Source organism: Vibrio salinus (assembly GCF_021272385.1).
Classification (GTDB): Bacteria; Pseudomonadota; Gammaproteobacteria; order Enterobacterales; family Vibrionaceae; genus Vibrio; species Vibrio salinus.
Genome location: NZ_JAJSDZ010000010.1, coordinates 299504 through 325104 on the forward strand (window position 1 = coordinate 299504; position 25601 = coordinate 325104).

Sequence of the window (25601 nt, forward strand, 5' to 3'; positions counted from 1 at the left end):
GACACATTAATTTCTAGAATCGATTGATCTTTAGCTTTAGTGGTTGAATTTCACTCACTCTAAGCAATTTTGCTCGGGATGCTTACTTTATTCAGCCTACTTTTTATCACTATTTAACAAATTTAGTTCGTTTTTCAATATTATCAGGCAACTGGATATTCCAGCGAAGCAGTTCACTTCTGCTAAAGACCAACTCTCCATGTTTTGGTAACTCGATCGGAGGTATAAGACCGGTCGTAATAATATGGTTTGCAATCTTAGCCGCGCCCACTCCATTTTCATAACCTGTAAAAACCAACCCACCAATTGTTCTTCCTTTTCCTACATCACTTAACAAAAGAGAAAAAACAGGTAATAGACTATTTCTACTTGTCCATTCTGATGATATTTTTACTGAAACCGGCCGTTTATCCGTATCAAGAAGCCTACCGTAACTAGAAATAATTAAAGCATCATAATCATTAGACGCGCTCTGAGTTTTTAACTTCCAGTCAGAGAAATTACTTACCATTTTGATATCCAATTGAATCTCATTTATAAAAATACTCTTTTGCTTAAAAAAAACGGACTCAAAAATACTTTTACTGCTAACACCGCTATCCATTAATAGTAAGATTTTCTTCTTCTTCAATTTAAGCACTTGAGAAATCACAATGACATTACGTTCGAAAAGTGGCCTTTCTATTATTCCACTCACATAGTGCGGTATTTTATTATCCGGAAAATAGACTCTTGGGTTTTGATTGATCCCCATAAAGACAAGAGGAATACCAATTTGATTCACAACCTTCTCACCAAAATATTTCAACGCATTATCATCCATAGTGACAACAAGGTCAGGATTATCTGAGGTAATTTTATTCCAAAGTTTATGAACCCGAGTCTCATATTGTTTTTCTGGTATTCGTTTTGTGTCCATTTGGTAGGAAATAATATTATATCCAGCATTAATATAATCGTTGAATCCCTGAAAGCAACGATCCGACCATGGATAGCCAATATGATAACTATTTATCACCACAATTGTTTTAGCCGATACACCTATTGAATAAAAAAATAAGAAAAAACTAATAGCGATAAGATATAAACCGTTACTCTTCTGCATTCATAATTCCTGCCAGAAAATTTATTGATACCAGGGCCTGATGGTCTGCTGTGGTTGATTTTCATTCACCAAAGATCAATAGATCCTAAACAAGTACACAGTATTGCCTAAATTATAGCTCAGATAATATAAGCACAGTTGTTCAGGAATCGAAATCAATCTGATGAGATATCGTCACTTTCCAGTTTGGACGTAGCCTTAATTTCATGCTGATTAAACGATAAAATCGTCGGTCCGTGCTCTTTTTTTGTAAGAATTTTTTCGCTCCCGAACTGAACAGTAACATGAGTATATAAATGATTTTTAACATCAACGATATTCGTCAGTAATTTCTCATCTAATTCATCTGTTGCACGACCCAATTCTGTTTTTACTTCTAACATTTCCCTGTTACGAATTTCTTTTTCCTTAAGAATCTGAGCTTCCTCTTCTTTGGTTCGTTCAGATGCTTTTCTTTTTTTAAACTCAATTTCTTTACGAACGACATCCATTGTTTTGTTCTGCATTTCGTCATATTTTTCTTTCAACGCTATCACTTTACTTTTCATGGCATCAAACTTAGCAAAAGCATGCAGATAAGTAGCTGTATCCCCTTCAACGCCAAGGTTATAACACATCACTTTGCCCCCAACTTTTGCAGAACGTCCGCTTAAGGTCCCTCCTTTTTCATTCTCTTCCAGAACAATTAAATTCCGACCACACATAATCTGATTATTCATCGAGTGAACATGTAAATTAATATCATTATGAGCTTGTAAAAAAGAATATTGAGCATAACTTGCGGATATTGACTGACCACTTTTTACAATACAACAGGGACCTTCATCATCAGAAATTGTCCGGCCTATGATGCCTTTTGTTACCGTAATATCTCCCTGAGCCTGAACATCGGCAGATTCAATAAATCCCCCAATCATAATGTCCCCGGTCGCTCGGACAATCATTCCAGGTTCCACATTCCCGGTAACAACAACGCTCCCTTTAAATTTTACATGACCGGTTTCAACACCAATCGACTTCAGAACCATCGCATTATCAATATCTACCGTGTTACTTTTTATGATAGGCAATCCAGAGATGGAGGCAACTAAGACATCTGGCTCATCTTTTGACAATTCTGTGTTTTTACCAGGTTTTAATTCCATATCCTTACCTGGTGTTGGGTCAAGCACTTTTCCTGTAACAGTAAAACCTGGTTCACCTTTAGTTGCGTAAAATTTCCGCATCACTGCATCGCCTTCCTCAACGGTGACGGTAGCACCAAGATCCTTCATATCAAGTTTTTCAGAACCTTTTTTCTGTTGAGGAACTAAGACTCTGGAACTCACATCTTCTATTAAAGGTTCACACCTTGCGTCTTTCCCATTTACAGCTGGCTTACCTACCGCGACAGGCTGAGTAAAAACTTCCCCTGGAGAAAGACTTACACTGGCAGAGAGGACTTTCTTTAACGCTAGCTTATTTATACCTTTTAAAATATGCCCTTTGGATAAAGCATGAACAATTTCACTTCCTCTCAGACCTCTACCGCCATAAGCACCTTTTACAAGAAGATTCGCCTGCATATCATCTTTTTCTAATATAACTTCGACTTCAGCATTTAGTTGTTTCGCAACAGTTATCCCCTGAAAGGCTTCTTTTTTCCCTTCTGATGCGAGTTTCATAAAAATATCAATACTTTCTTGATCGATAAAATAGTCTTTGACTCCCAGCTCAATCAACACCTCGATAATGCCGTCTTTCTTTAATGTGGTCTCTGCAGGTATGTCTTTAGGCATTACTGCGATAACTTCCTTTTTGTCACTACTTAACGTCAAGATTCGTTTCCACATACAATTAGGCACTCTCAATAACTATCAACAACTATTTAATAGTATAGAACTTTACAAATAAACTTATATTGCATATTAAGAAATAAGGGATCAATCACCAAACTTTCAATTTACAGTGTAAATTTTATATATACATCAATACTCATAAATTAATTTACACTGTAAATATCATTATTCCAGTAACAAACGAAGGTTTTCTTTTAAACGGGATTCTACCGCTTTTTTACCTGATAAATTTTTTAACTTAGCACATTCGGTCCAGGTGTAATTCTTCAATACTTTAAGAATAAAAATATCACCAAGAATTGAACGTTTTTCACTATCAATAGAAAGAAATAATAACTCGAGCCAAACCGAAACAGACTCATAATTAGAGCCACCAAATGCGTAATTTCTTATTAAATCATAAGGAACCAACGGAAAATTCTGACAGGCGCCGGAAAGAAGTAATTGCATAGAAGTTTCGACATCAAGCTCTCTTAGCTCACGGTTAAGTAGCCTAGGGAAAAGATATTTAAAATGTTGATAGGCAAGCTCAGCCCACTGTTCCGAAAGAGAGTTCTGATGAATCATCAGTAAAGAATAACAGCCACTGGCCTGATCTTTGTGAGAGCCAATCTTCACCGGAACAAAATTATTGTTCATCCAAAATTTTGCCAATTCAGATGTTACCCCAAAGCTGGTCGAGATAAAGTGAGAACCTAATATGGAAGACAGTAAGGATAAAATATGAGAGCCAATCCCTTTTCCCTGTAACTCAGGTAAAAGTGCGATTCTCATAATTCGAAACCAATCCACAGAAGCCCCATCAGAGATACCTATCTGGTTTAAAAACGTAATTGGTGTCAACGCCCCTTTAGGGCGGCGAGTTCCTGCACGGACCTGCTGAGCCAACTCAGCAGATAATGCAGATTCGTTAACAACCGTCACACAACCAATAGGGCAGTCATCATAGACAAAAGCAAAAACAGAAACCGAAGGGTCGGATAACAAGTGAATTAAATCGTTTGGGGAAGTCTGATAATGAGCATCAACTAAAATATGAAAAATATCCTCCAAAAGTGACTTATTCTCAATAAGCTCTTTCTGAGTAAAATGTTTGAGTTTCCCGTAATTTAAAACATCATTCACATCAAATTTAAAATCTTTTCTAACAGGTTGAGACAGCAGAAAAGACTCATTCACCCATATTTCAAGCGCATCATTTTTTGCCCAGCGAATTGGCTGTGTCATCTTGAGTTCACGATAGTGAGGTTTATGTTCCTGAAGCCAGGCTAAGAATTTAAGAGAAAAACCTCTTCCACAGCCTTCATACCCATTAACTGTTGTAGAGAATACTACTCTGGCAAAAGAATCAGAAAACTTAAATAAATAAGGTAAAGGTAGTGATGATGCTTCATCAACAAACAAAATATCTGTCGAAGAATGGTAGGAATCCAAAGCATCTGGAGCGACAAACCGTAATACGGAGTCATTATAACGTAATGTATAACGTTCAGAATGTTCACAATTAATAAGTTGGTTTTCAACTATTGAAAAAAGGCCCTTGACACTTTCCCACCTTGGGGCCGTCACCACAATAGAACAGGATGGCTGAGAGAGAAGCGTTACAGCAGCATATCCCAAAGCAGACGTTTTTCCCCGACCTCTGTCAGCGGTAATGACAAGAGGACGATGAGCCCGTCTCCTCTTAACCGAAATAATTTCATCAATTACGTATTTTTGTTCCTTGTAAGGATCCTCAGCCGAAAACGTATAGTCACCAACACATGGAAGAGTGCACACCTCGTCAAGAATATTTAAATTTTTTAATGCCGTGTCCAACCATTGATTAGCATAATTACTCTGGATATCGACTGGCCCCCGAAATAGCACAATACCACCGCCAATAACAATACCTAACGCAGCATTAATCGCGTTTGCGTTATAATTTTCGGATAGATCGATATACAGCAAATGACATTCCTGACCCAGTAAAAGATGCCCTTTTTCTGACTTATAAAAGTCAAAGCCACTGACAGGAGTTCCACCGAGCTGAACAGCTCGGCCATTAATCATTTCTAAAGCAGCAGTAATAACGGTATTACGCCACTCAGCACTACCAATGATGACAGATGCAAACCTAGAACGGGTAGATTGGGCAAACGCTATTGCTTTAGAAAAATACTGAGAAATATTCACAACAGTTATCCGTCATTAGAAATGGTCCGTAGTATAACTTACCAGCAAAGCAATTTCTCAAACTGCCACGAATAAGTTGTTAGAGATATACACAAAATGGCTATCTTTTCCGAGTAATAAATAGAAGGGAGAATAAAAGAGAAGGAAGAGTGTTGTTACAATAATGAAAAAATTTAGCAGATAAAAGAAAGGGCCTTGAGTTGGCCCTCATTCTTATTGCAGTTTATCTATTAAATATTGAGTGATTTGCTCAACGAGTTCATCATCCACTTTCTTAAGATTTAGTGTCAGACTATTTCCTTTACGTGTATAGGATGCTCTTCCCTTAATCAACTCGACCTTACTGGCTGAAGATTTTAATTTAGGTTTTAATTCTTCAATCCAGGATTCAAGTGTTTCCGTCACTTCTTTAGTTATACGAACAACGCCCTGGGCACCACTACGTTGCCAGACAAAACCTTCTTCATCACGGCATTTTTCCAACAACTGTTTCTTCTCATCATCACCCAGTGAATAATATTGCTTATGTAATTTAACAATCGTTGGACGTCCAAGTTCAACGACATTTGGGTAAGACTGCAGCAGTTCTAACGGCAAATCGGCTGCCTTTAATGCACCACTAACCAAAGCCTCACTGCACTGAAACATTCTTGCCAAAGCTTTTTGATCTTCGGCTTCGTGGGACTCTAATTTTGCTTGCATTTCTTTACCCTTTTCGAACAAAGAAAGTGGCTTATGTGCGTTTGCAACATCAGAAAGAAACTTTGCATGTTCAGCACTAATACCTTTCCCAACATAAATCAGGAAATCCTGTCGGGCTATCAAACAAGCCATTCGGCGACGGCTTCCGTCTAAAACTTCAATAGAACCGTCATCTAGTAGTCGTCCAACAGCAGGATACTGCTGCCCGCGCTCCCTTAACGTAACTAAAATATCGGATAAAGCATGTTCATTTAAAAAGGATTGCTCACGGGCATTTTGCTCAAAAACACGTGTTTTTTCAGCTATTGCATCGGCCGAAATTTTCACCAATTCAAAAGTAACGATGTCTCTACCGGCAATCGCTAACTCTATTATATTCGCTTTATCTTTCGCCGCGATCTGAGCTTCCTGATGAGTTGTTGCTCTGCGTTTATCGGCTTTACCAAATAGTTTTGCATTTAGATCAGATGTTTTTAATGCCATTTCTTATTATCCCAGATTTAACGATGACCAGTACGAGTGCAGAACCCGCTCTAATTCCAAAGCGCTTTTCTGAACCGCATCCTGAGCCGTAGCTAACGTTTTTTTACCACCTTCAAAATCACTGGTAGTTAAATCAAAAACCGTACTGTAAGTATCCGCGCAAGTTTCAAATGCACGACTTCTGGGAATGGTTGCCATCATAACCTGATCTCCCAACAGATAGTTCATTTCTGTCAGTACAGATACCTGCTTTTTGTTATCATCTTCGAACATCGTTGGCATCAGTCTAACGAATTCAAGCCCTTTCCAATCATCGGGAAACATCTCATAAACCGTCGGTAAATGCTGAAAAAAGTTCACTGTAGATGCCCAGTCGAGACGCTTAGCCGCACAGGGAATCAGCAAGGCATTTGAAGCATACATCGCATTCCAAACCAACGGATCCACATGAGGGCCAGTATCAATCATAATGACATCAAACTGATCAGCAATTTTATCGATTAGCTTTTCTTTTAATAATTTAACTATATCCAATGACTGGTTTTTTGACAGGTATTGCCACGCTTCTGCATTAAACATCGCATCTTCAGGAAAAGCGGAAATAGTCTTCAGATTTGGGTACTGAGTTGATAATAAAACATTTTTATCCAAAAATTCCGCATCAACAATGCTATCTTCCGGAATATTATCCAACATAATATCAACAGCTGAATAAATGTTATTGTGTTCAGTAAGCGAAATTTGCGGATTGAGAAATAAACGAAGAGACCCTTGGGGATCAAGGTCGATTAAGCATATACGATAACGTTTATCAAGGTTCAGAGCCAGACAAGCAGCTAAATGAACAGCCGTCATCGATTTACCGGTACCGCCTTTTTGGTTCTGGACATTAATAATCCAGGGTTTGTTATTCTGATTTTTTGGTCGCTCATGAAATTTAGGAACACCAGCAGCATCCATTAACATGTGCGCTTCAGCCAAAGAAATAGAATAATGATTAGCATTATTTTTTGTAAACTGATGACCTCCAGCTTCTAATTTTGCAATTGCGTCATCCAATTTACGACGAGTTAATCCAGACCGCGTTTCCATCAACGCTTTCGACATAGGAGGAAAATGCTCGTCGCTTCTTTCCTCTAGTACAATTTCAATGCGATCGGCCTGAACTTGTTGTGTCGATGCAGCCAGGGCATAGAGGTTATCTATCGTCTGATCTCTTTTCATTGCCAAAATCCGTTATTAGTAGACTGCTATTTATCGTACAGCAATAAAAGTTAAAATCAACATATTGGTGTACAAATAATAAAAAATAAGATTATTTTTATTTATCATACAAACAACACATTGCTGTACACCTTCTCATATAGAGTGAAATTTTAACTTTAATTACAGTTAATATTGCATTTGATTTTACAATTTCGCGAGAGTGTTACGGTGTCACTATGATTTACAATGTAAATCAAAATGTCATATTTTGTATTCGTCTACTTAAAAAATTAATCCCGGAACGATTATAAAGAGAACTTTACTTACGGAGTTTGTAAAATCAACTTGTTTTAAGGAAACGTTTATATCATATTTTTATTCTTCAACAGTTAGGGAAAAGAAAAATAGTAACTGAAATGCTATTTAAGCAGAAGAATGATCAAGGCTGTTCTTGATCATTCTTCCGGAAATAAAAAAACGTATAGAAAAATTCAGAAGAATGATCAAGGAAACAACCCATTAGATATATAGAGGGATAAAAACTCTCATTAGATCGGAAGAATGATCATGTAATATAGGTCACCGGAAACATATAAATTTCACCACAAATTACGGCTCATGTCTTTTCAAACAAGGGATCCCAGAAAGAAAGTGATCTTTTAACCTACCATTGATAAGTAGTCAAAATACATTGTAATTAAAAAAATATACTCTTGATCATGTTTCCGTAATGGCACAAAGATGATGAAAAATCAGAACAAATGAAAAAATACACATCAAAATCCAGAGAAAAGAGTTATAGCTATCTCTGGTTTAACCGAAAATCGAATCTCCCTTGATCATTTTTCTGAATTAAATCGCTAAATTCACGAAAAATTGGACCTATGTTATAATGCAGCTGTGGATAAGGTGTTGTTATTTTATGATCATGCGTCCAAACAAGCCTTGATCAATTCTCCAGATTTATAATGATCATCGTTCTAAACACTGATGATCATTTTTTCGGAAACATGATGATCATAATTCCCGGGTGAGGATGATCATGCTTCCAGACAAGGAAATATTTTACTCTTTTAATTCAATATGTTAAATGATAAATCATTGCCAGATCATAAGATCATATAAACAATAAAGATCATATTAATCAAAAAGATCAGTTTATTAAGACATCTTTTCCTTTATTTTTTTTTTTTTTTCTTTATCCTCGGAAAGATATTAAACTTACTCTACTTGCATTTTGGATTACGAATGAGTGATAAAGATAAAATTCTAATCAAAGCACCACGCAGTCACAAAGACGGACACCTTTTTGAAGTCTCAGAATCGTCTATTGAATGGATTGAAGAATATCAACATTTTAAAGGGGTCACCAAAAGTATAGTAGAGTTGCTTAATCTGATTTCATTACGGGGAATGAGTAGTAAAGACGGATTAGTATCAACAACTGAGCTGATAGAAGCTACAGATGGTGCTTTAACAAGAGCGGCGATTCAACAACGGTTGAGAGCAGCAGTTAGTGTAGGTTTATTTGAACAAATCCCCGTTAAATTTGAAGAAGGTCTTGCCGGTAAAACAATGTTGCACCGCTTTGTCAAACCTACTCGTCTGATTTCTATCCTAGGATCAACCAGTCTCATCACTGAGTCTGTTAAGCAAACAGAAAAACAAAAACGTTCGAAAGCCCTGGCACAAACCCAGGTTAATCTCCGTTTATTGAACGAACATGGATTAAATACTCCACCAGCAATGAGAGACGAAGCAGACCAGTTTGTCGTTTCTCCGGCAAATTGGGCGGGTATTATTGATCAGGCTTTAGCTCCGCCAAGAACCCGTAAGAATTATCAGAAATCGATGGTCTCTATATCAGGAACAAAAGCCATTATTGAAACCCGGTCATCGAAAAATATCATGACCGTCGATGATCTGATGACATTATTTGCTTTATTTACACTAACTGTTCAGTATCACGATCATCACCGGGAAGATTATCATCTGAATGCAAGGCAAATTCCAAACAAGACACCGTTATACATTACGGATATCCTATCTTTACGAGGAAAAAAAGACAGTGGTCCTGCCAGAGATTCTATCCGGGACAGCATTGACAGAATCGAATTTACGGATTTTCAGCTTCATGAACTAACCGGCCGATGGTTAAGTGAAAATATGCCGGAAGGATTTAAAAGTGACCGATTCCGGTTTTTGGCCAGATCTATTACCGCTTCTGAAGAGGCGCCGGTTGAAGGGGACGATGGTCGAATCCGAATTAAACCTAATTTATACATTCTGGTTTGGGAACCTTCTTTTTACGAAGAGTTACTAACCCGGGATTATTTTTTCCTGTTTCCACCGGAAATTTTGAAACAACATACGTTGGTTTTTCAGCTTTACTCTTATTTCCGAAGTAGAATGGTACGCCGACATACCGATTCAATTCTTTTATCCGAATTAAACCAGAAACTTGCCCGAAATATTGAGTGGCGTCGTTTTTCAATGGATTTGATCCGAGAGTTGAAAAAATTATCGAAAGGTAAATCTTCTGACTCCGTTTTTATTGTGAATTTGTGGGGATACCATCTGACGCTAACCCAATTAGAAGGCAAAGCAAAAATTACTGATTATCAGGTGGATATCAAATGTGATGTGGAAGAAGTGCTCCGTTATTCAAGAGCCAGGACGACAAATGCAGGAAAACGTAATATGGCTCCAACACTTCCTAACCCACTACGACATGAAATGATTTCTAAACAGAAACTGGATGAACTGGCAACAGTTATTGATGGTGAGTTTGAACCGGTGCAGAGAAAAGATCCGTCGCCGAGAGGTAATCTCGGAAGGCGAGTGAAACTGAGAAAGCATCTTGTTGAAATCAATGCGGATGAAATAACGATTACTCTTTCTAAATATACCTCTCCAGAGGCTCTGGAGCGAAGTATAACGGCTCTTTCTGCTATGACCGGACATACGACTAAGTCTATAAGAGAAGAGTGTATGGAGCTCATAGAGAAGCTTGATTGGCTAAGAGTGACCGATCGGGTTATTCCGTATGAAACTTTGAGTAAACTTCTCGAACTTTATAACTCAAGGAATATAAATAAACATTTGTCTATAGAACGATTAATCTCTGGTCTGGCTGTCAGAAGAAAAGTTTGTAAACTGATTTTTGAAGGCCATCTTGATGATAATGTATTTAAAGCATTAGATGAGATAACTGCAGGGGGGTAACATTCTGTCAATTAACTGGGACTATATTGACACTAAGTTGACAGAGGGTAGGGCAGAAGTAGATAACATTTGTTTTGAAAGACAACCTTTTGTCCTATCGAGTTATAGCTGATAGGCTCATATTGTTATATTCATACTTAGCACATTTGCGAGCTTTTTAGCTCGCTTTTTTTTGTTTCTAATGTCTGTTGTTTAATATATCACCCCCCTTTTTTGAGAATGAATTATTTCACTGTACTGGCACTTTCCTACCTGAGTAAACAGTTATTGAGTTCACTCACAATAAAACTGCACGAATTATTAATGGCGTCACAATCTGAATCATTTTTTCTTAACATAACTTTAGTGCTTCGATATATATCATCTTGTCTTAGACATGGTTTTTTCGGAGGTGCATATGTCCATTAATTCTATTAACCATGATGAAATGACTGATATTACAAACAAATGGGATCTTTCTGATGAATTGCAGTCAGATAAGCCAATGAAAAGTCTGAAATCGGCTGAAGCCAGACGTCGTATAGAGGCACTTAGAGAAATTAAAGAAAGTGGTCTGTCTATAGAAGAAGCCAGAGAGCTAGGCCTGTTACACTAGACTTTTTATAGCAATAAGGATACGCAGAAAGAGTGGTTTTAAACCACTCTTTTTTTCTTCTTTTTTTGATTTGGTTCGGTGTTAGGATAATTTTCAGACTTAATTTTTTCTCTCTGTATGATATATTGCCCCTTTCGTTTTATTGATGACTCGTTTTACTATGTCGCTTAACCTTGCAAATAAAAGTCCTGAAGAACGGCTTAAGATTGAGTTGGATAAACAGGCTTCTTTTCTGGTTTGGCAGTTGAAAGAAGGGAAAATTGCGCCTGATGCAATTTCTGAAAAAATCCGTTCACTGCTCTCGGAACAGGAAAAGGATTGGTTTCAACAATCGATAAATCAATACAAGAAGATCATGGGTGTCTCGTAAACCGGGCTCCATATAGAAGACGATTTGCTTCTTATTAAAACCCCTCGCGTTAAATTGAACTAGAGAGAACATCCCAATGGGAAGAAGTTTTGAAGTGCGCAAAGCCACTATGGCGAAAACGCAAGGCGCAAAAATTAAAGTTTATTCTAAATATGGTAAAGAGATCTATGTATGCGCTAAGAATGGCGGTGCAGATCCTGATATGAATTTGTCGCTTAAGCATCTTATTGCTAAAGCAAAAAAAGATAATGTTCCGGCTCACGTTATTGAGAAAGCACTGGATAAAGCCAGAGGTGGCGGTGGTGAAGACTACCAGCCTGCACGATATGAAGGTTTCGGACCTGGTGGCACAAGCGTCATCGTTGATTGTTTAACGGATAACGGTAATCGTACGTTTCAGGATGTTCGTCAGTGTTTTGTGAAAACAGGTGCGAAAATCGGTAACCCGGGTACAGTTGCACACATGTTTGATCACCGCGCTGTTTTTCAGTTTAAAGGCAATGATGATGAAGCGGTTCTGGAAGCTCTGATGATGGCAGATGTTGATGTCACTGATATTGAGTTAGAAGATGGTATTGTTACTGTATTTGCTCCTACGACTGAGTTTTTCAAAGCAAAAACAGCATTAACAGATTCGTTCCCGGAGTTAGATATTGATGTTGAGGAAATCACTTTTATCCCTCAGACTCAGACAGAAGTCTCTGGCGAGGATGCTGAAAAGTTTCAAAAATTCCTGGATATGCTGGATGAATGTGATGATGTTCAGCAGGTTTATCACAACGCCGTGTTGTAAAACACTTCTCTTTCTTTATGCTCTTGAATTAAAAGGTCTTCTTTGGAAGGCCTTTTTTGTTGTGAAAAACACTTTGTGCTGTGAGAAACATCAAAAAAAATAATTCTTTTAAAATAAATATACCCCGCCTTAAATTGATTTAAATCAAAAAATATCAAGTATTTAACTACTATTTTACCTATAATTACACAATATTTATACTGATTTAAACAATTGTATAACTTTCATTTGCCCTTTAAACTTTTAGTACTGCTTATAAATTTACAAAAATTAGAGCGAGTTAAGTATTAACCGTTGCAGAATATTACCTATGCTTAATGTAAGTACTGTCCTGCTAAAATCTTAGAATACAAGAAGAGAAAGTAAAGCTGATGAAAGCCTCACGGTATAAAAATCTCATATCAAGGGCGTGTTTACTGTTTACAGTATTAATGCTCTCTGGGTGTAAATTTGCACTTCTTGACCCCAAGGGACAAGTTGGTCTCGAAATACGGGAATTGATAATAACAGCAGTGTTTTTGATGCTGATTGTTGTGGTTCCTGTCATTTTGATGGTGTTTTATTTTTCCCATAAATACAGGGCGACCAACAGCGAAAGCCAGAAAGAATACGCACCCGATTGGGCACACTCGACGAAAATTGAAGTCGTTGTTTGGGCTGTACCAGTCATTATTATCGCTATTCTGGCTGTGATTACCTGGCGTTCGTCTCATTATTTGGAGCCATCAACCCCACTTAAATCTGAAGAAAAAACCATGACGATTGAAGTGGTCGCGCTTAACTGGAAGTGGTTATTTATTTATCCGGACCAGAAAATAGCGACGGTTAACGAAGTGGCTTTTCCAAAGGACGTGCCCGTTTTGTTCAAACTTACATCAGATGATGTCATGAACTCATTTTTTATTCCCCGCCTTGGAAGTCAGCTCTACGCAATGCCTGCGATGGTCACCCGTTTACATCTTGTTGCTAATGAAGCTGGAGATTACCGGGGTATCGCTGCCAGTTACAGCGGAGAAGGTTTTTCTCACATGAAATTCACTGCTATTGCCCTGCCTTCAAAAGACAGTTTTGAAAAATGGGTAGATAAGGTGAAGTCTTCAGATAAGACGATTAATGATTTTAATGATTATCGTACTTTGGCTAAGCCAAGTATTGATGCCCCTGTCGCTTACTTTTCTAAAGTCCCTGACAACCTGTTCAATGAGGTCGTTATGCAGTATCCGGGAGGTATGAATCACTCGGGAGAAGATGCGGGGGAAATGAGTCATGGGCAAATGCATATGCACCATGAAGCAAATCAGAACGAAGGCGAAATGGGGCATCACGAAGGGTAAAAATTATGTTTGGAAGATTAACGCTTGACTCAATTCCATACCATGAACCAATTATTATGGTCACGCTGTCTGTTATCGCATTGGTGGGCGTTTTGGTGCTGGCATGGGTAACAAAACTGGGTAAATGGAACTATTTATGGACAGAATGGTTTACTTCTGTTGATCACAAAAAGATCGGCATTATGTACATCATTGTGGCATTTGTTATGCTCATTCGTGGCTTTGCCGATGCCGTGATGATGAGAAGCCAGCAGTTACTATCGGCGGCAGGGGAAGCGGGATATTTGCCTCCGCATCACTATGATCAGATTTTTACTGCTCACGGTGTCATCATGATCTTTTTCGTTGCAATGCCACTGATTGTGGGGTTAATGAACCTTGCTGTACCGTTGCAGATTGGCGCAAGAGATGTGGCTTTCCCCTTTTTGAATAACCTGAGCTTCTGGTTATTTATCGGTGGGGTTATTTTAACCAATTTATCACTTGGTCTTGGTGAATTCGGTCGTACAGGCTGGTTAGCCTATCCACCGGTTTCCGGTATTAAATTCAGTCCGGGTGTCGGGGTGGATTACTGGATATGGGCACTGCAGGTGTCGGGTATCGGGACAACCTTGTCGGGAATAAACTTTTTTGTGACCATTCTCCGGATGCGTACGCCTGGAATGACAATGATGAAAATGCCTATTTTTACCTGGGCCTCACTGTGTTCCAACATTCTGATCCTGATTTCATTTCCGATTCTGACGGTGACCATTACCTTGTTGGCACTGGATCGTTACTTAGGCTTCCATTTCTTTACCAATGACATGGGTGGCAACATGATGATGTATATCAACCTGGTGTGGGCCTGGGGCCATCCGGAAGTATACATTCTTGTGTTGCCTGTTTTCGGCGTCTTCTCCGAAGTGACGGCCACGTTTGCGCGTAAAAAATTGTTCGGCTATACCTCTTTGGTGTGGGCAACTGTCGTCATCACGATCCTTGCTTTCGTTGTCTGGTTACATCACTTCTTTACCATGGGGGCCGGAGCGAACGTCAATGCTTTCTTTGGCATCATGACGATGATTATCGCAATACCAACCGGAGTGAAAATATTTAACTGGTTGTTTACCATTTACAAAGGAAGACTGCTTTTCAAAACTCCGATTTTATGGACGATTGGTTTTCTGGTGACCTTTTCGATTGGCGGAATGACCGGTGTTCTTATGGCGGTTCCGGGTGCAGATTTTGTCCTTCATGGCAGTGTATTTCTGGTCGCGCATTTTCATAATGTGATTATTGGTGGGGTGGTCTTTGGGTGCTTTGCCGGTATTACGTTCTGGTTCCCTAAAGCGTTCGGATTTACCTTAAATGAAGACTGGGGAAGGCGGGCATTCTGGTTCTGGTTGATTGGCTTTATCTTTGCGTTCCTGCCTTTGTATGCACTGGGCTTTATGGGAATGCCACGTCGGATCAGTCAGGGTATCAATCCGGATTTCTTCCCGTTTTTGGCTATTGCTGCCTTTGGAACGCTTCTCATCGCGTGTGGGGTGTTATGTCAGTTTATTCAGTTCTTCGTCAGTATCCGTGATCGCGAACAGAACCGGGATTTGACGGGTGACCCGTGGGATGGACGGACTCTGGAATGGTCTACTTCATCACCACCGCCATTTTATAATTTTGCAGTAACACCGCAATCCGATGAAATTGATGCCTATTGGTATCAGAAAGAAAGAGGCGAGTTTACTCTGAATAAAAAAGTAAAATATGAGCCGATTCATATGCCGAAGAATACCACTGCGGGTATCTATCTATCTGGCCTGGCTACCGTGTTTGGTTTTGCATTGATTTGGTATATATGGTGGCTTGCCATTGTGAGCTTTGTTGGAATGGTTGCAATATTCATCAAACACAGTTTTAACGATGATGTGGATTATTATGTGCCTGTTGAAGACATTGAGCGCATTGAATCCGAACACAGGAGAAATGTTGAGAAAGCCCGAAAACTGGCGCATGAAAAGAAAAATGACGATGATGACGCGGAGGTGAAGTATGCACGTTAATCATGCCGGAGAACATGACCACCACCATGATGCCGCAGGCAATAAGCTGTTCGGGTTCTGGATTTACCTTATGGGGGACTGCATCCTCTTCGCAACCTTGTTTGCAACTTATGCTGTCCTTGAAAGTGGTACGGCGGGTGGCGTGAGTGGAAAAGATATCTTTGAACTGCCATTTGTGTTTGTTGAGACCATGTTGTTGCTGCTGAGCAGCATTACGTTTGGCTTTGGTATGATATCCATGTCTAAAAGGGATATTGCCGGTCTGAAACGTTGGTTGATTGTGACGTTTTTCCTCGGCGCAGGGTTCATCTCGATGGAATTGTATGAGTTTCATCATTTAATTGTGAATGGTCACGGACCTGACCACAGTGCCTTTTTATCCGCTTTCTTTACTCTGGTCGGTACTCACGGTTTACATGTGACGGTGGGTTTGATCTGGCTTGCTGTTTGTTTGGTACAACTGAACAGCAAAGGGCTGACGGATACGATGACGTTACGCTTTAGTTGCTTAAGTCTTTTCTGGCATTTCTTAGATATTGTCTGGATCTGTGTCTTTACCTTTGTCTATCTTGTGGGAGCGATGTGATGAGCAGTACAACTGAAGCAAGTTCAAAAAGCTACGTAATAGGTTTTATCGCATCTTTGATTCTGACCATCATACCGTTTTATCTCGTAGGAACTCATTTGCTACCTAAGGGTGCCACGTATGCGATCATTTTTGGATGTGCGATTGTTCAGGTTTTTGTGCATTTTGTTTATTTTCTGCATATGGAATCAAAAACCAGTGAGGGACGGTGGAATCTTTTGTCTCTGGTGTTCGCAGCCATTGTTGTTTTGATATTGATAGTGGGATCCATCTGGATCATGTGGAACCTGAATATCAACATGATGATGTAGGCTTATCATGAAGATGCCAATGATAAAAGGTTATTTATCGATTACGAAACCCGGGATTGTCTTTGGCAATTTGATCTCAACGGCTGCCGGTTTTTTTCTGGCAGCCAAAACCGAGCCGGCAGACAGTATGCTATTTTTATGTACTCTGGCTGGGGTGGCGTTGGTGATTGGTTCGGGATGTGTTGTGAATAATATTTATGACCGGGATATTGATAAAAAAATGTCCAGGACACGCAACCGTTCTCTGGTGACCGGTGAAGTGGACGTCGATCATGCTTTTGTTTACGCTCTGGTGTTATTACTGACCGGTACCGTACTGCTGTATTTTATGACGAACCCTTTATCTGCAGTGGTGGTATTGCTTGGATATATCTTTTATGTCTTTTTTTATACGATGTGGTACAAGCGTTCGTCTATATTTGGGACATTTGTGGGGAGTTTATCCGGAGCTGTGCCGCCGTTTGTCGGTTATTTGGCAGTGACAAACTATCTGAGTTTAGAAGCAGTGTTACTTTTTGTTTTGTTCTGCATCTGGCAGATGCCCCATTCTTATGCGATTGCCATGTTTCGTATGAAGGATTATGCGGACGCCGGCATCCCGGTACTGCCTGTGGTTGAGGGGATTCAGAAAGCGAGAAAACACATGATCTTCTATGTGATGGCCTTTAGTGCTGTTGCGTTTGGGTTGTTTGTGTTCGGTAATACCGGCTATGAATATCTTTTGGTTTCCGCGGCGGTGTGCTTTATGTGGACTCGGGTTACTTTCAGAGAAATCCATCAGGACAATTATGTAGCCTGGTCTAAATCTGTTTTTAAAATGTCTTTAGTGGTGGTGATGGGATTTAGCTCCGTTCTCGGCGTGGAACTGTTTTCTATGACTATGTAAATCCGTTCTGCTATTCATTGGTTCATCAGTTGATCGGCAAGTGCTTTTGCCTGTTGTCTGTTTGATACCGATAATTTCTGATAGAGATTTCTTATGTGGCTTTTTACGGTAGTAGGGGCCACTTTGCAGTAATCGGCTATCTGATCGTTTTTCCAGCCAGTATAAATCAGACTGAATATCTGAGCTTCTCTTGGTGTCAGAGGGCTTCCCTGCTCACGCTGGTAGTGAGAAATTTGAAATACTAAATTGTGCTCAGAATGTTGTGAGGTCTCTTCTGCTGCAAAGTAATAGGTATTTAAATGATCTCTGAGTTTATAAGTATGCCATATTTCCGTTCTGGTTAAGGTCGATTTATTAACATTGATAATTTCATTCAGGTAAGTAAGCACCCACTTCCCTGTTAAATAGTAGTACCCACAAATTTTGTATTCTGCTGATAAGCTCAGAGACTGAAGTAATGACTCTTTAGCCAGTTTTTTTCTGTTTTGCATGTGGTATACGTTAGCCAGAAGAATGTGAGACCGGTAGAGATCGACAAGCAGATGAGACTTTTCTGCATCGGCGATTGATTGATTTAATAAGCATTCACTACGATCATAATTTTTTTGGATCAGACAGGCCAGAGCGATATTTCTGTATTGGCACTGGGTATGGTGATTGAATCCGGATTGAGGCTCATGCGTTTGATCTAACCAAAGCTTCACAGCCATATTATTTTGACTATGCAGCCAGTAATACAGTTTTGCTTCAGCAATTTGTGGCGAACATTCGGATAGAGAGCTTAATTCGTCCATAATGGTTAGATGGGCAAGCGCATCGGCCGCATTTTTCCACTTCTTCTGACTCATTTCTACTTTTGCTAATGATGCCACTATCCGGTCTCTGTCTGGGATAGAAGAATCATCTATTTTACTCATCGCATCTTCACCGCATTTTTGGGCTTCGGTGAACATCCTTTTTTCAAGATAAAATTCGATCTGAATGGCAATAAATGAAGAATAAAATGGAAAATGAAACAATCTATACTGAGTGATGATCTTGTTTGCTTTAGACAGTTCTTCATCACAGAGAGATAACATTCCCTGAGCCAGATATATTTCTCCCTGCTGAATTTGTGCTGTGATGATTTGTGGGGCTAATTTATGCTGACGGGCAAACCTTTCCGTTTGTTGCATTAAAGACAGGGCTTGTTCAAGTTTCCCATTGGTATGGTTTACTTCCCCGATGATGGATGTAGCTATACACCGTCCCCGATAGGAAGCATGATCAAGGCAAATAAGAGCTTGTTCTGCGTGCTCCAGAGCCAACTTAGGATCGTGATGGTATATTGCTAACTGAGCCTTAAGTATTTCAAACTGACCGGATAGTTCATATTTTACGGTTTTGTCTTTGACATCCGGTAAGAGTGAATCATAGGTGGCAAGGATCCGCGACACATTATCAGGATCATTTCTGGTGAGTTTTATCCAGGCGGAAAGAATTCCAATATCAGGGTTTAAATATAAATCTTGTTCTGAAAGTAAGCGGAGGGACTTCTCTAAAACAGGTAATTTAAACTGGTTAAACAATGACCATCCATGTTTTTTCAGGACAGGAATAATTTGAGTACTGTCTGTTATTAGTGATAACGCTTCTTCTATGTATCCTTCTTCCAGATAAGCCTGTATTGCGGTTTCTGTCAGCTCGGATTCCTGTTTTGAAGCACACTTCAGACGACGGATATTGAGATATTCACGAATCAGAGGATGGAATGAAAATTGATTTTTTTCATTATCAATCACAGATAGTAAGCTGAGATTAAACAGTTCTTCCAGGCTGGTTGTCGTTCCGTTTCCCTGAGTAATGATTGTTGCCTGACGTTCGGTAAAAAATGGAAACAGTGACAATCTCATACACAACCTGAGAGTTGAGCTGGACAAGGATGTTAAAATTTCATCCTCAATATATTGATCAATGGATGGAAAGTTCAGGTGGGCAGATCCTTTATTTATCAGATTCAGAAGGGCGTAGTCATCTTTTACGGTATCTAAAACTAGGATGATTGGTGAAATCCAACCTTTACAGTATTGGTATAGTTGTCGGACTCTGTCGGACGTTATTGTCAATTCCGGATAGTGAATTTTTATAAATGTAGTGATTTCTTCTTCGCTAAAAACGAGCTGTAATTTATTGATATGAATTAATTTACTCTGGAGACGAAGTTGGGCCAGATTAAAAGGGGGAATCTGACGGCTTAGTATACATATGGATATATTGAGATTGTCGGGAAGACAGCTGAGGAGCAGACGGATAAAATCGTGTATTCGTTTGTGAGAAATTTTGTGGTAGTTATCAAGTACGATACAGCATGGTTGAGTGATGGACGAATAGTCGTCTCTGAATGCATTAAACAGTTTTTTTACGGTATAGCGGGTATTTTTAAGCAGCGCTTCTGTCATGGGGAAGGGCTGTTTAGCCGCTGATTTAAGCGCGAGAATAAAGCAGTAAAAAAATTGTTCGGGGTCATCATCATAATCTTCGATGTTGTACCAGCTAAGATGGGAATAATGAGCTAAGCTTTGGCTGATTAAAACAGATTTTCCGTATCCGGCTGGTGCAGATACTAAAATCAGTCCTGACCGGATATTTTGGGTTAGCTGTTGCTCAAGCCTTTGTCTGATGATTGCTTTCTTTCGAATCTTTGGTATCTGAAATTCTTTTCTTATTACCATCTCGATAACTCGTCTACGCCCTTTTTATGTGATTTATATCACACTTAGTGGTGTTAATTTCCTTTATATAATTCAACTATACACATAAATGCTTAATTTTTGGCATTTAAGTAAGATTTTTGCGTGATATTTGTCTCATTTGGTGTGGTTGTTTATGAAATAATGGCTTAATTGCTCTGTTTATTAAGTTGTTTTTCCTCCGGCCATTTTCCCCTTTGAAGTTTTAGGGGAGAAAAAAACCGAATATTTTGGATGTTCATCACAAAAATTGCGTATTTATTCGGAATTACGCCTCTGCTCTGCGCCTTTTGGGTACCTCTAAAGGAGGATGACGTTCTACCTGATTATGGCAGCATGAAAACGTAGATCTGCTCAACGATGTCAACAATGATAGTGAGGGTTTTTATGAAACCAATCATGAGAAAAAATTTCGATAAGATCCTGTTTGAAGAGAATGTAAAACGCCATTTAATTTCAACGTACGCAACCACACCAGAACAAGCCAATCAAAGGGAATGGTACCTTGCAATGGCAAGAGCTCTGGCGGAGTTAACCACTCGTGATCTGCTAGAGACTGAGCAGGATAAAAAAATCATAGAAGCGAAGAGTGTGAATTATTTGTCACTGGAGTTTCTGATTGGTCGTCTTACCGGAAATAACCTTCTTAATATGGGGGTTTATGAATTTATCGATGATGCGATGAAGGATATGGGGCAGAGCCTGTCGGATCTGCTTGAGGAAGAACGGGACCCTTCTCTGGGTAACGGTGGTTTAGGACGGCTGGCTGCGTGTTTTATGGATTCTTTGGCTGCTCAGGAGTATCCGGCTGTCGGGTACGGTCTTCACTATGAATATGGGCTATTTAAACAGTCCTTTGAAAACTGTGAGCAAAAAGAAGATCCAGATCAATGGTGTGGCGTTCAAGGCTACCCCTGGGAAGTCGCCCGGCCGGATCTGGCTCAGGAAATCGGTTTTTACGGTGAAGTAAAAACCGTCTATGAAGACGGCAAAAAGAAAGAGGTTTGGACGCCGGGAATGACTGTAAAAGCGATGGCCTGGGATCTGCCGGTTGTCGGTTACAAAAGTGATACTGTTTATCCGCTACGCTTATGGGAGTGCCGTGCAATTGCTCCATTCTCTCTGGAAAGCTTTAATAATGGAAACTATTTTGAGGCTCAGCGTTCGTTGATTGACGCCGGTAACATTACGAAAGTGTTATATCCCAATGATAACCATGAAAAAGGAAAAACCCTGCGTTTGATGCAGCAGTATTTTCACAGTGCCGCATCAATTAGAGATATATTACGCCGTCATGAGTCCGCAGGTTTTGATTTAAAAGATCTGCCGAAGCATGAAACCATTCAGCTTAATGATACTCACCCTGCAATCTCGATTCCCGAGCTAATGAGAATTTTGATTGATGAGAGAGGAATGGATTGGGATGACGCCTGGGCTATCAGCAGTAAAACCTTTGCCTACACCAACCATACCTTGTTACCTGAAGCACTTGAAACATGGGATGAGGCACTGATCCTGCGTCTTCTTCCACGCCACATGAGGATCATTTATGAGATTAATTCCCATTTCCTTAATGATGTCAGAGCGAAGTGGCCAGGTGATGTAGGAAAGCTGCAGAAACTATCGATTATTCAGGAAGGCTTTCACCGTCTGGTCAGAATGGCAAACCTCAGTGTCATTGGTTCGTATGCCGTGAATGGTGTTGCTGCATTACACTCCGATCTGGTCAAACAAAATCTGTTCCCTGAGTTTAATGAGCTCTATCCTGGAAAGCTACAGAATGTGACAAATGGGGTGACGCCAAGACGCTGGATTCAGTTTTGTAACCCCGGATTGTCTGAGTTGATTACGGAAAAAATTGGTGACGAGTGGCCAACGGATCTGGACCAACTTTCTAAACTGGCCAGTTTTGCCGATGATGCCGGTTTCCAGCAACAGTTCATGGAAGTAAAAAAAGAGAACAAGCAACGCCTGGCGGATTGGGTGAGATCCAACATGAGTATCGAGCTGGATGTGAATGCGATATTTGATGTTCAGATCAAGCGTTTGCATGAGTATAAACGTCAGCATCTGAACATGTTACACATCTTATCGCTTTATTATCGTCTGTTAAGTGATCCTGATTTTGATATGGTTCCTCGTGTTTTCTTTTTCGGCGCTAAAGCCGCTCCCGGATATCATTTGGCGAAAGAAATTATTTTTGCTATCAATAAGATGGCTGAAAAAATCAATCATGATGAGCGGGTTAACGACAAAATTAAAATCATCTTTGTTCCTGATTACCGGGTCAGCATTGCTGAGTTAATGATACCGGCTGCCGATGTATCAGAGCAGATTTCAACAGCGGGTAAAGAAGCGTCCGGTACTGGTAACATGAAAATGGCGATGAACGGGGCATTAACTATCGGGACTATGGATGGTGCAAACGTTGAAATTCGTGAAGAAGTTGGTGACGACAACATATTCATTTTCGGATTGGAAGTGGATGAAGTGGAACAGCTCCGGGCTCGCGGTTATAACCCGTACGACTACTATAACGCCGATCCTCTCCTTAAAGCTTCACTGGACCTTTTGGCTGGGGACGAATTTACCCCCGGCTGTCCAGGGCAGTTAAAAGCCACCTTTGAGAGTTTATTAGATAGTGGTGACCCTTATCTGGTACTCGCTGATTTTGCGGCTTATGTGGAAGCTCAGAAACAACTTGATCAGGCTTATGCCGATAAAATGGGGTGGGCGAAAAAAGCCATTCTGAATACAGCGAAAACCGGTAAATTCAGTTCAGATCGTAGTATTCGTGACTATGTGAATAATATTTGGAAACTTGGATCAGTTAAACGATAAGTAGCGTAGAAAAGAGCCTTTGGCTCTTTCCCGTGTTCAATAAATGAAGATAGGAGTGGCGCGTATGGTTGCTCACCGAGACACCTTGGTTCGGGTATCTAAAGAAGCCGGTATCAAAGAATGCTATATTGATAGCTGGGGAAAAGAAGCCCATATTTCCAGCCACACACTGAGTTTTATGCTTCAGGAGCTGGGTTATGATACTTCATCGGATAAATCTTTACAGACTGCTCTTGAAAAAGAAAAAAAAAGTGAAATTTTATCCCCGGTTGTGTTTGCACAAGAAGATCAACATGTTGAAGTTCCTTTACGTATCAGTCTCAGCGCCAGAGAAAGTGATTTTGAATGGTGCCTGACGACTGAGGAAGGAGAGTCTTTTTCTGGTTATATTCAGTCCGACATTGTTAAAGATGACCGTGAGAATGGAGGCCCTCTAATTTTCAGTATTGGTCAGGCATTACCGTTTGGCTATCATCAGTTATCCATTACCCGCAAGCGAAGAAAGTCGCCTTATACGACAACGGTTATTGTGGCGCCAAAAACTTGTTATAAGCAAAATGGTTTGGCTCAGGGTAAAAAGCTGTGGGGTCCCAGTGTTCAATTGTATACCTTAAAAACTGAACATAACTGGGGAATGGGTGATTTTGGTGATCTTAAACATCTGGTGGTCGAAATGGCTCAGCTCGGGGCGGATTTTGTTGGGTTAAATCCAATACATGCGCTTTTCCCGGCCAATCCGGAAGGGGCCAGTCCTTACAGTCCTTCATCACGGCGCTGGCTTAATATCTTTTATATTGATGTCAGCTCTATTCCTGAGTTCGCTCTTAGCTCAGAAGCTCAGAAGAAGGTTGGCAGCCTTGAATTTCAGGCTCAGCTCCATGAAGCAAGGCAGACTCACTGGGTAAATTATACAAAGGTCGCATCACTGAAGATGCAAATTCTCCCTTTGTTATATAAGGAATTTAAAAAACGTCATCTTAACGTCAATACATCCCGAGCCCAGGACTTTTTATCGTTTGTTGATAAAGGTGGAGAATCTCTTATGGCTCAGGCTGCGTTTGATGCTTTGCATACTGAGTTGCGTGTGGATGGTAAGGATATTTGGGGATGGCAGGCTTTTCCTGAAAAATATCAACAGTTTCAGAATTCTGCGGTTCAGAAATATATTAATGATCATTCTGATAAAGTGAATTTGTATTTGTATTTACAGTGGATTGCCGATTCCCAAATCGAAGAGGTTCAGAAACTGGCACTGGAGCAGGGTATGACTATTGGGTTGTATCGTGATCTGGCTGTTGGTGTGGCAGAATCGGGATCTGAAGTGTGGGCAGATCAGGGTAATCTGATGCTTAATCTCAGTATTGGTGCACCACCGGATAATTTAGGTCCATTAGGGCAAAACTGGGGACTTCCACCGATTAACCCTCAGGTTATGCGGCACCGGGCTTATGATTCTTTTATTGGTTTGTTACGGGCTAATATGAACCATTGTGGGTCGTTGAGGATTGATCATGTTCTGGGATTATTGAGATTATGGTGGGTTCCCCGTGGTGCCTCTGCTAAAGAAGGCGCTTATATGAGTTATCCGGTTCATGAATTGCTTTCAATACTGGCTTTAGAGTCTCACCGTCACCAGTGTAGTGTTATTGGTGAAGATTTAGGAACTGTTCCTGATGAAATGACCGAGTTATTGTCCGATGCCGGTGTTCATTCATATAAAGTCTTTTTCTTTTCCCGGGCACCTGATGGCGGTTATATTTCTCCAAGTCATTATGTGAGTCAATCCATGAGTGCACTCTGTACACACGATATGCCAACGTTAAGAGGGTTCTGGCATTGCACTGACTTGAAAATGGGGAGTCAGCTTGGCATTTATCCAGATGAGAAACAATTACAATGTATGTTTGATCAGAGACTGGAGGCTAAACAAAGTATTTTGGATTCTGTTGCCTGGCATGGGTATCTGCCGGAGGGGATCGGACGTGATGCGAGTCTGGTACCTATGGATTCGTATTTGAGTGAAGGATTGCACTTGCATCTGGCTGCCGGGGCATCAGCTTTAATGAGTGTTCAGCTTGAAGATTGGTTGGAAATGGAAAAACCAGTCAACATTCCGGGCACGGTAGATGAGTATCCCAACTGGCGAAGAAAATTAAGTTTAACTCTGGAAGATATTTTCACCCGTGAAGATATCCGGTCTTTAGCCAGACACATCACTCAGGTCAGACAAAAAGGTAAGTCATAAAAATTGAAGTTTTATATGTAAAATCGTGACGATTTCGACTAGTTGCATAATCAATACTAGTGAAGTTCGGTTGATTATGTTTGAATAATTTAAACACATTGTTTTTTAAATAAATACCCGTGTCTGACGGGTATT

17 protein-coding genes are annotated in these 25601 nt (G+C 40.0%); 11 read left to right on the top strand and 6 right to left on the bottom strand.

The genetic code is table 11. The features are described from left to right. Positions 1-109 precede the first annotated feature (109 nt). From LRQ06_RS14840 to LRQ06_RS14860, 5 genes are all read right to left on the bottom strand, one after another. Complete coding sequence (locus LRQ06_RS14840; RefSeq protein WP_232767722.1) at positions 110-1105, bottom strand: ABC transporter substrate-binding protein; 996 nt, start codon at positions 1103-1105, stop codon at positions 110-112. Positions 1106-1260: 155 nt separating this feature from the next. Further along, positions 1261-2937, bottom strand: a complete 1677-nt coding sequence (locus LRQ06_RS14845) for a flagellar assembly protein A (RefSeq protein ID WP_232767725.1) — start codon at positions 2935-2937, stop codon at positions 1261-1263. A 171-nt stretch (positions 2938-3108) separates the two neighbouring features. Next, complete coding sequence (locus LRQ06_RS14850; RefSeq protein WP_232767727.1) at positions 3109-5118, bottom strand: tRNA(Met) cytidine acetyltransferase TmcA domain-containing protein; 2010 nt, start codon at positions 5116-5118, stop codon at positions 3109-3111. Positions 5119-5331: 213 nt separating this feature from the next. Beyond that, the gene (locus LRQ06_RS14855) at positions 5332-6303 is read right to left on the bottom strand and encodes a ParB/RepB/Spo0J family partition protein (RefSeq protein WP_232767729.1); all 972 of its coding nucleotides are present in this window, start codon (positions 6301-6303) and stop codon (positions 5332-5334) included. A gap of 6 nt (positions 6304-6309) precedes the next feature. Next, the gene (locus LRQ06_RS14860) at positions 6310-7527 is read right to left on the bottom strand and encodes a ParA family protein (RefSeq protein WP_232767730.1); all 1218 of its coding nucleotides are present in this window, start codon (positions 7525-7527) and stop codon (positions 6310-6312) included. Positions 7528-8757: 1230 nt separating this feature from the next. Between LRQ06_RS14860 and LRQ06_RS14865 the strand changes: the two genes are divergently transcribed. The 9 genes from LRQ06_RS14865 (at position 8758) to cyoE (ending at position 17651) form a co-directional block, all read left to right on the top strand. After that, on the top strand, positions 8758-10734 hold the full coding sequence (locus LRQ06_RS14865) for a replication initiator protein RctB domain-containing protein (RefSeq protein ID WP_232767732.1): 1977 nt from the start codon (positions 8758-8760) through the stop codon (positions 10732-10734). A gap of 397 nt (positions 10735-11131) precedes the next feature. Then, entirely contained in the window at positions 11132-11329 is a 198-nt protein-coding gene (locus tag LRQ06_RS14870; RefSeq protein WP_232767734.1) for a PA3496 family putative envelope integrity protein, read from the top strand. Positions 11330-11489: 160 nt separating this feature from the next. Continuing rightward, positions 11490-11699, top strand: coding sequence for a DUF3283 family protein (locus LRQ06_RS14875; protein ID WP_232767736.1), 210 nt, complete (start codon positions 11490-11492; stop codon positions 11697-11699). A gap of 76 nt (positions 11700-11775) precedes the next feature. Next, complete coding sequence (locus LRQ06_RS14880; protein WP_232767737.1) at positions 11776-12492, top strand: YebC/PmpR family DNA-binding transcriptional regulator; 717 nt, start codon at positions 11776-11778, stop codon at positions 12490-12492. A 371-nt stretch (positions 12493-12863) separates the two neighbouring features. Next, the gene (gene cyoA, locus LRQ06_RS14885) at positions 12864-13826 is read left to right on the top strand and encodes a ubiquinol oxidase subunit II (RefSeq protein ID WP_232767749.1); all 963 of its coding nucleotides are present in this window, start codon (positions 12864-12866) and stop codon (positions 13824-13826) included. Positions 13827-13831: 5 nt separating this feature from the next. Next, positions 13832-15868, top strand: coding sequence for a cytochrome o ubiquinol oxidase subunit I (cyoB, locus tag LRQ06_RS14890; protein ID WP_232767753.1), 2037 nt, complete (start codon positions 13832-13834; stop codon positions 15866-15868). After that, on the top strand, positions 15858-16454 hold the full coding sequence (gene cyoC / locus LRQ06_RS14895; RefSeq protein WP_232767754.1) for a cytochrome o ubiquinol oxidase subunit III: 597 nt from the start codon (positions 15858-15860) through the stop codon (positions 16452-16454). The genes cyoB and cyoC overlap by 11 nt, the downstream gene beginning before the upstream one ends. Further along, positions 16454-16765 carry a cytochrome o ubiquinol oxidase subunit IV gene (gene cyoD, locus LRQ06_RS14900; RefSeq protein WP_232767757.1) on the top strand — a complete coding sequence of 104 codons (312 nt, stop codon included), beginning with the start codon at positions 16454-16456 and terminating at the stop codon, positions 16763-16765. Before cyoC ends, cyoD begins: the two co-directional genes overlap by 1 nt. Before the next feature lie 19 nt (positions 16766-16784). Continuing rightward, positions 16785-17651 carry a heme o synthase gene (cyoE, locus tag LRQ06_RS14905; protein ID WP_232767761.1) on the top strand — a complete coding sequence of 289 codons (867 nt, stop codon included), beginning with the start codon at positions 16785-16787 and terminating at the stop codon, positions 17649-17651. Between the two features lie 14 nt (positions 17652-17665). Here cyoE and malT read toward each other — a convergent pair whose 3' ends face one another. Then, a complete protein-coding gene (malT, locus tag LRQ06_RS14910) occupies positions 17666-20362 on the bottom strand; it encodes an HTH-type transcriptional regulator MalT (RefSeq protein ID WP_232767763.1) in 2697 nt (898 codons plus the stop codon). 405 nt (positions 20363-20767) lie between these two features. Here malT and LRQ06_RS14915 point away from each other — a divergent pair, with 405 nt between their 5' ends. Beyond that, the gene (locus LRQ06_RS14915; protein ID WP_232767765.1) at positions 20768-23221 is read left to right on the top strand and encodes a glycogen/starch/alpha-glucan phosphorylase; all 2454 of its coding nucleotides are present in this window, start codon (positions 20768-20770) and stop codon (positions 23219-23221) included. Positions 23222-23285: 64 nt separating this feature from the next. Then, the gene (malQ, locus tag LRQ06_RS14920; RefSeq protein WP_232767768.1) at positions 23286-25466 is read left to right on the top strand and encodes a 4-alpha-glucanotransferase; all 2181 of its coding nucleotides are present in this window, start codon (positions 23286-23288) and stop codon (positions 25464-25466) included. The last annotated feature ends 135 nt before the right edge of the window (positions 25467-25601 follow it).

What these genes read in the sequence shown, in the direction of transcription:
- LRQ06_RS14840 (WP_232767722.1), bottom strand. Translation starts at nt 1,105, where the DNA reads ATGCAGAAGAGTAACGGTTTATATCTTATCGCTATTAGTTTTTTCTTA.
- LRQ06_RS14845 (WP_232767725.1), bottom strand. Translation starts at nt 2,937, where the DNA reads ATGTGGAAACGAATCTTGACGTTAAGTAGTGACAAAAAGGAAGTTATC.
- LRQ06_RS14855 (WP_232767729.1), bottom strand. Translation starts at nt 6,303, where the DNA reads ATGGCATTAAAAACATCTGATCTAAATGCAAAACTATTTGGTAAAGCC.
- LRQ06_RS14860 (WP_232767730.1), bottom strand. Translation starts at nt 7,527, where the DNA reads ATGAAAAGAGATCAGACGATAGATAACCTCTATGCCCTGGCTGCATCG.
- LRQ06_RS14865 (WP_232767732.1), top strand. Translation starts at nt 8,758, where the DNA reads ATGAGTGATAAAGATAAAATTCTAATCAAAGCACCACGCAGTCACAAA.
- LRQ06_RS14870 (WP_232767734.1), top strand. Translation starts at nt 11,132, where the DNA reads ATGTCCATTAATTCTATTAACCATGATGAAATGACTGATATTACAAAC.
- LRQ06_RS14875 (WP_232767736.1), top strand. Translation starts at nt 11,490, where the DNA reads ATGTCGCTTAACCTTGCAAATAAAAGTCCTGAAGAACGGCTTAAGATT.
- LRQ06_RS14880 (WP_232767737.1), top strand. Translation starts at nt 11,776, where the DNA reads ATGGGAAGAAGTTTTGAAGTGCGCAAAGCCACTATGGCGAAAACGCAA.
- cyoA (WP_232767749.1), top strand. Translation starts at nt 12,864, where the DNA reads ATGAAAGCCTCACGGTATAAAAATCTCATATCAAGGGCGTGTTTACTG.
- cyoB (WP_232767753.1), top strand. Translation starts at nt 13,832, where the DNA reads ATGTTTGGAAGATTAACGCTTGACTCAATTCCATACCATGAACCAATT.
- cyoC (WP_232767754.1), top strand. Translation starts at nt 15,858, where the DNA reads ATGCACGTTAATCATGCCGGAGAACATGACCACCACCATGATGCCGCA.
- cyoD (WP_232767757.1), top strand. Translation starts at nt 16,454, where the DNA reads ATGAGCAGTACAACTGAAGCAAGTTCAAAAAGCTACGTAATAGGTTTT.
- cyoE (WP_232767761.1), top strand. Translation starts at nt 16,785, where the DNA reads ATGATAAAAGGTTATTTATCGATTACGAAACCCGGGATTGTCTTTGGC.
- malT (WP_232767763.1), bottom strand. Translation starts at nt 20,362, where the DNA reads ATGGTAATAAGAAAAGAATTTCAGATACCAAAGATTCGAAAGAAAGCA.
- LRQ06_RS14915 (WP_232767765.1), top strand. Translation starts at nt 20,768, where the DNA reads ATGAAACCAATCATGAGAAAAAATTTCGATAAGATCCTGTTTGAAGAG.
- malQ (WP_232767768.1), top strand. Translation starts at nt 23,286, where the DNA reads ATGGTTGCTCACCGAGACACCTTGGTTCGGGTATCTAAAGAAGCCGGT.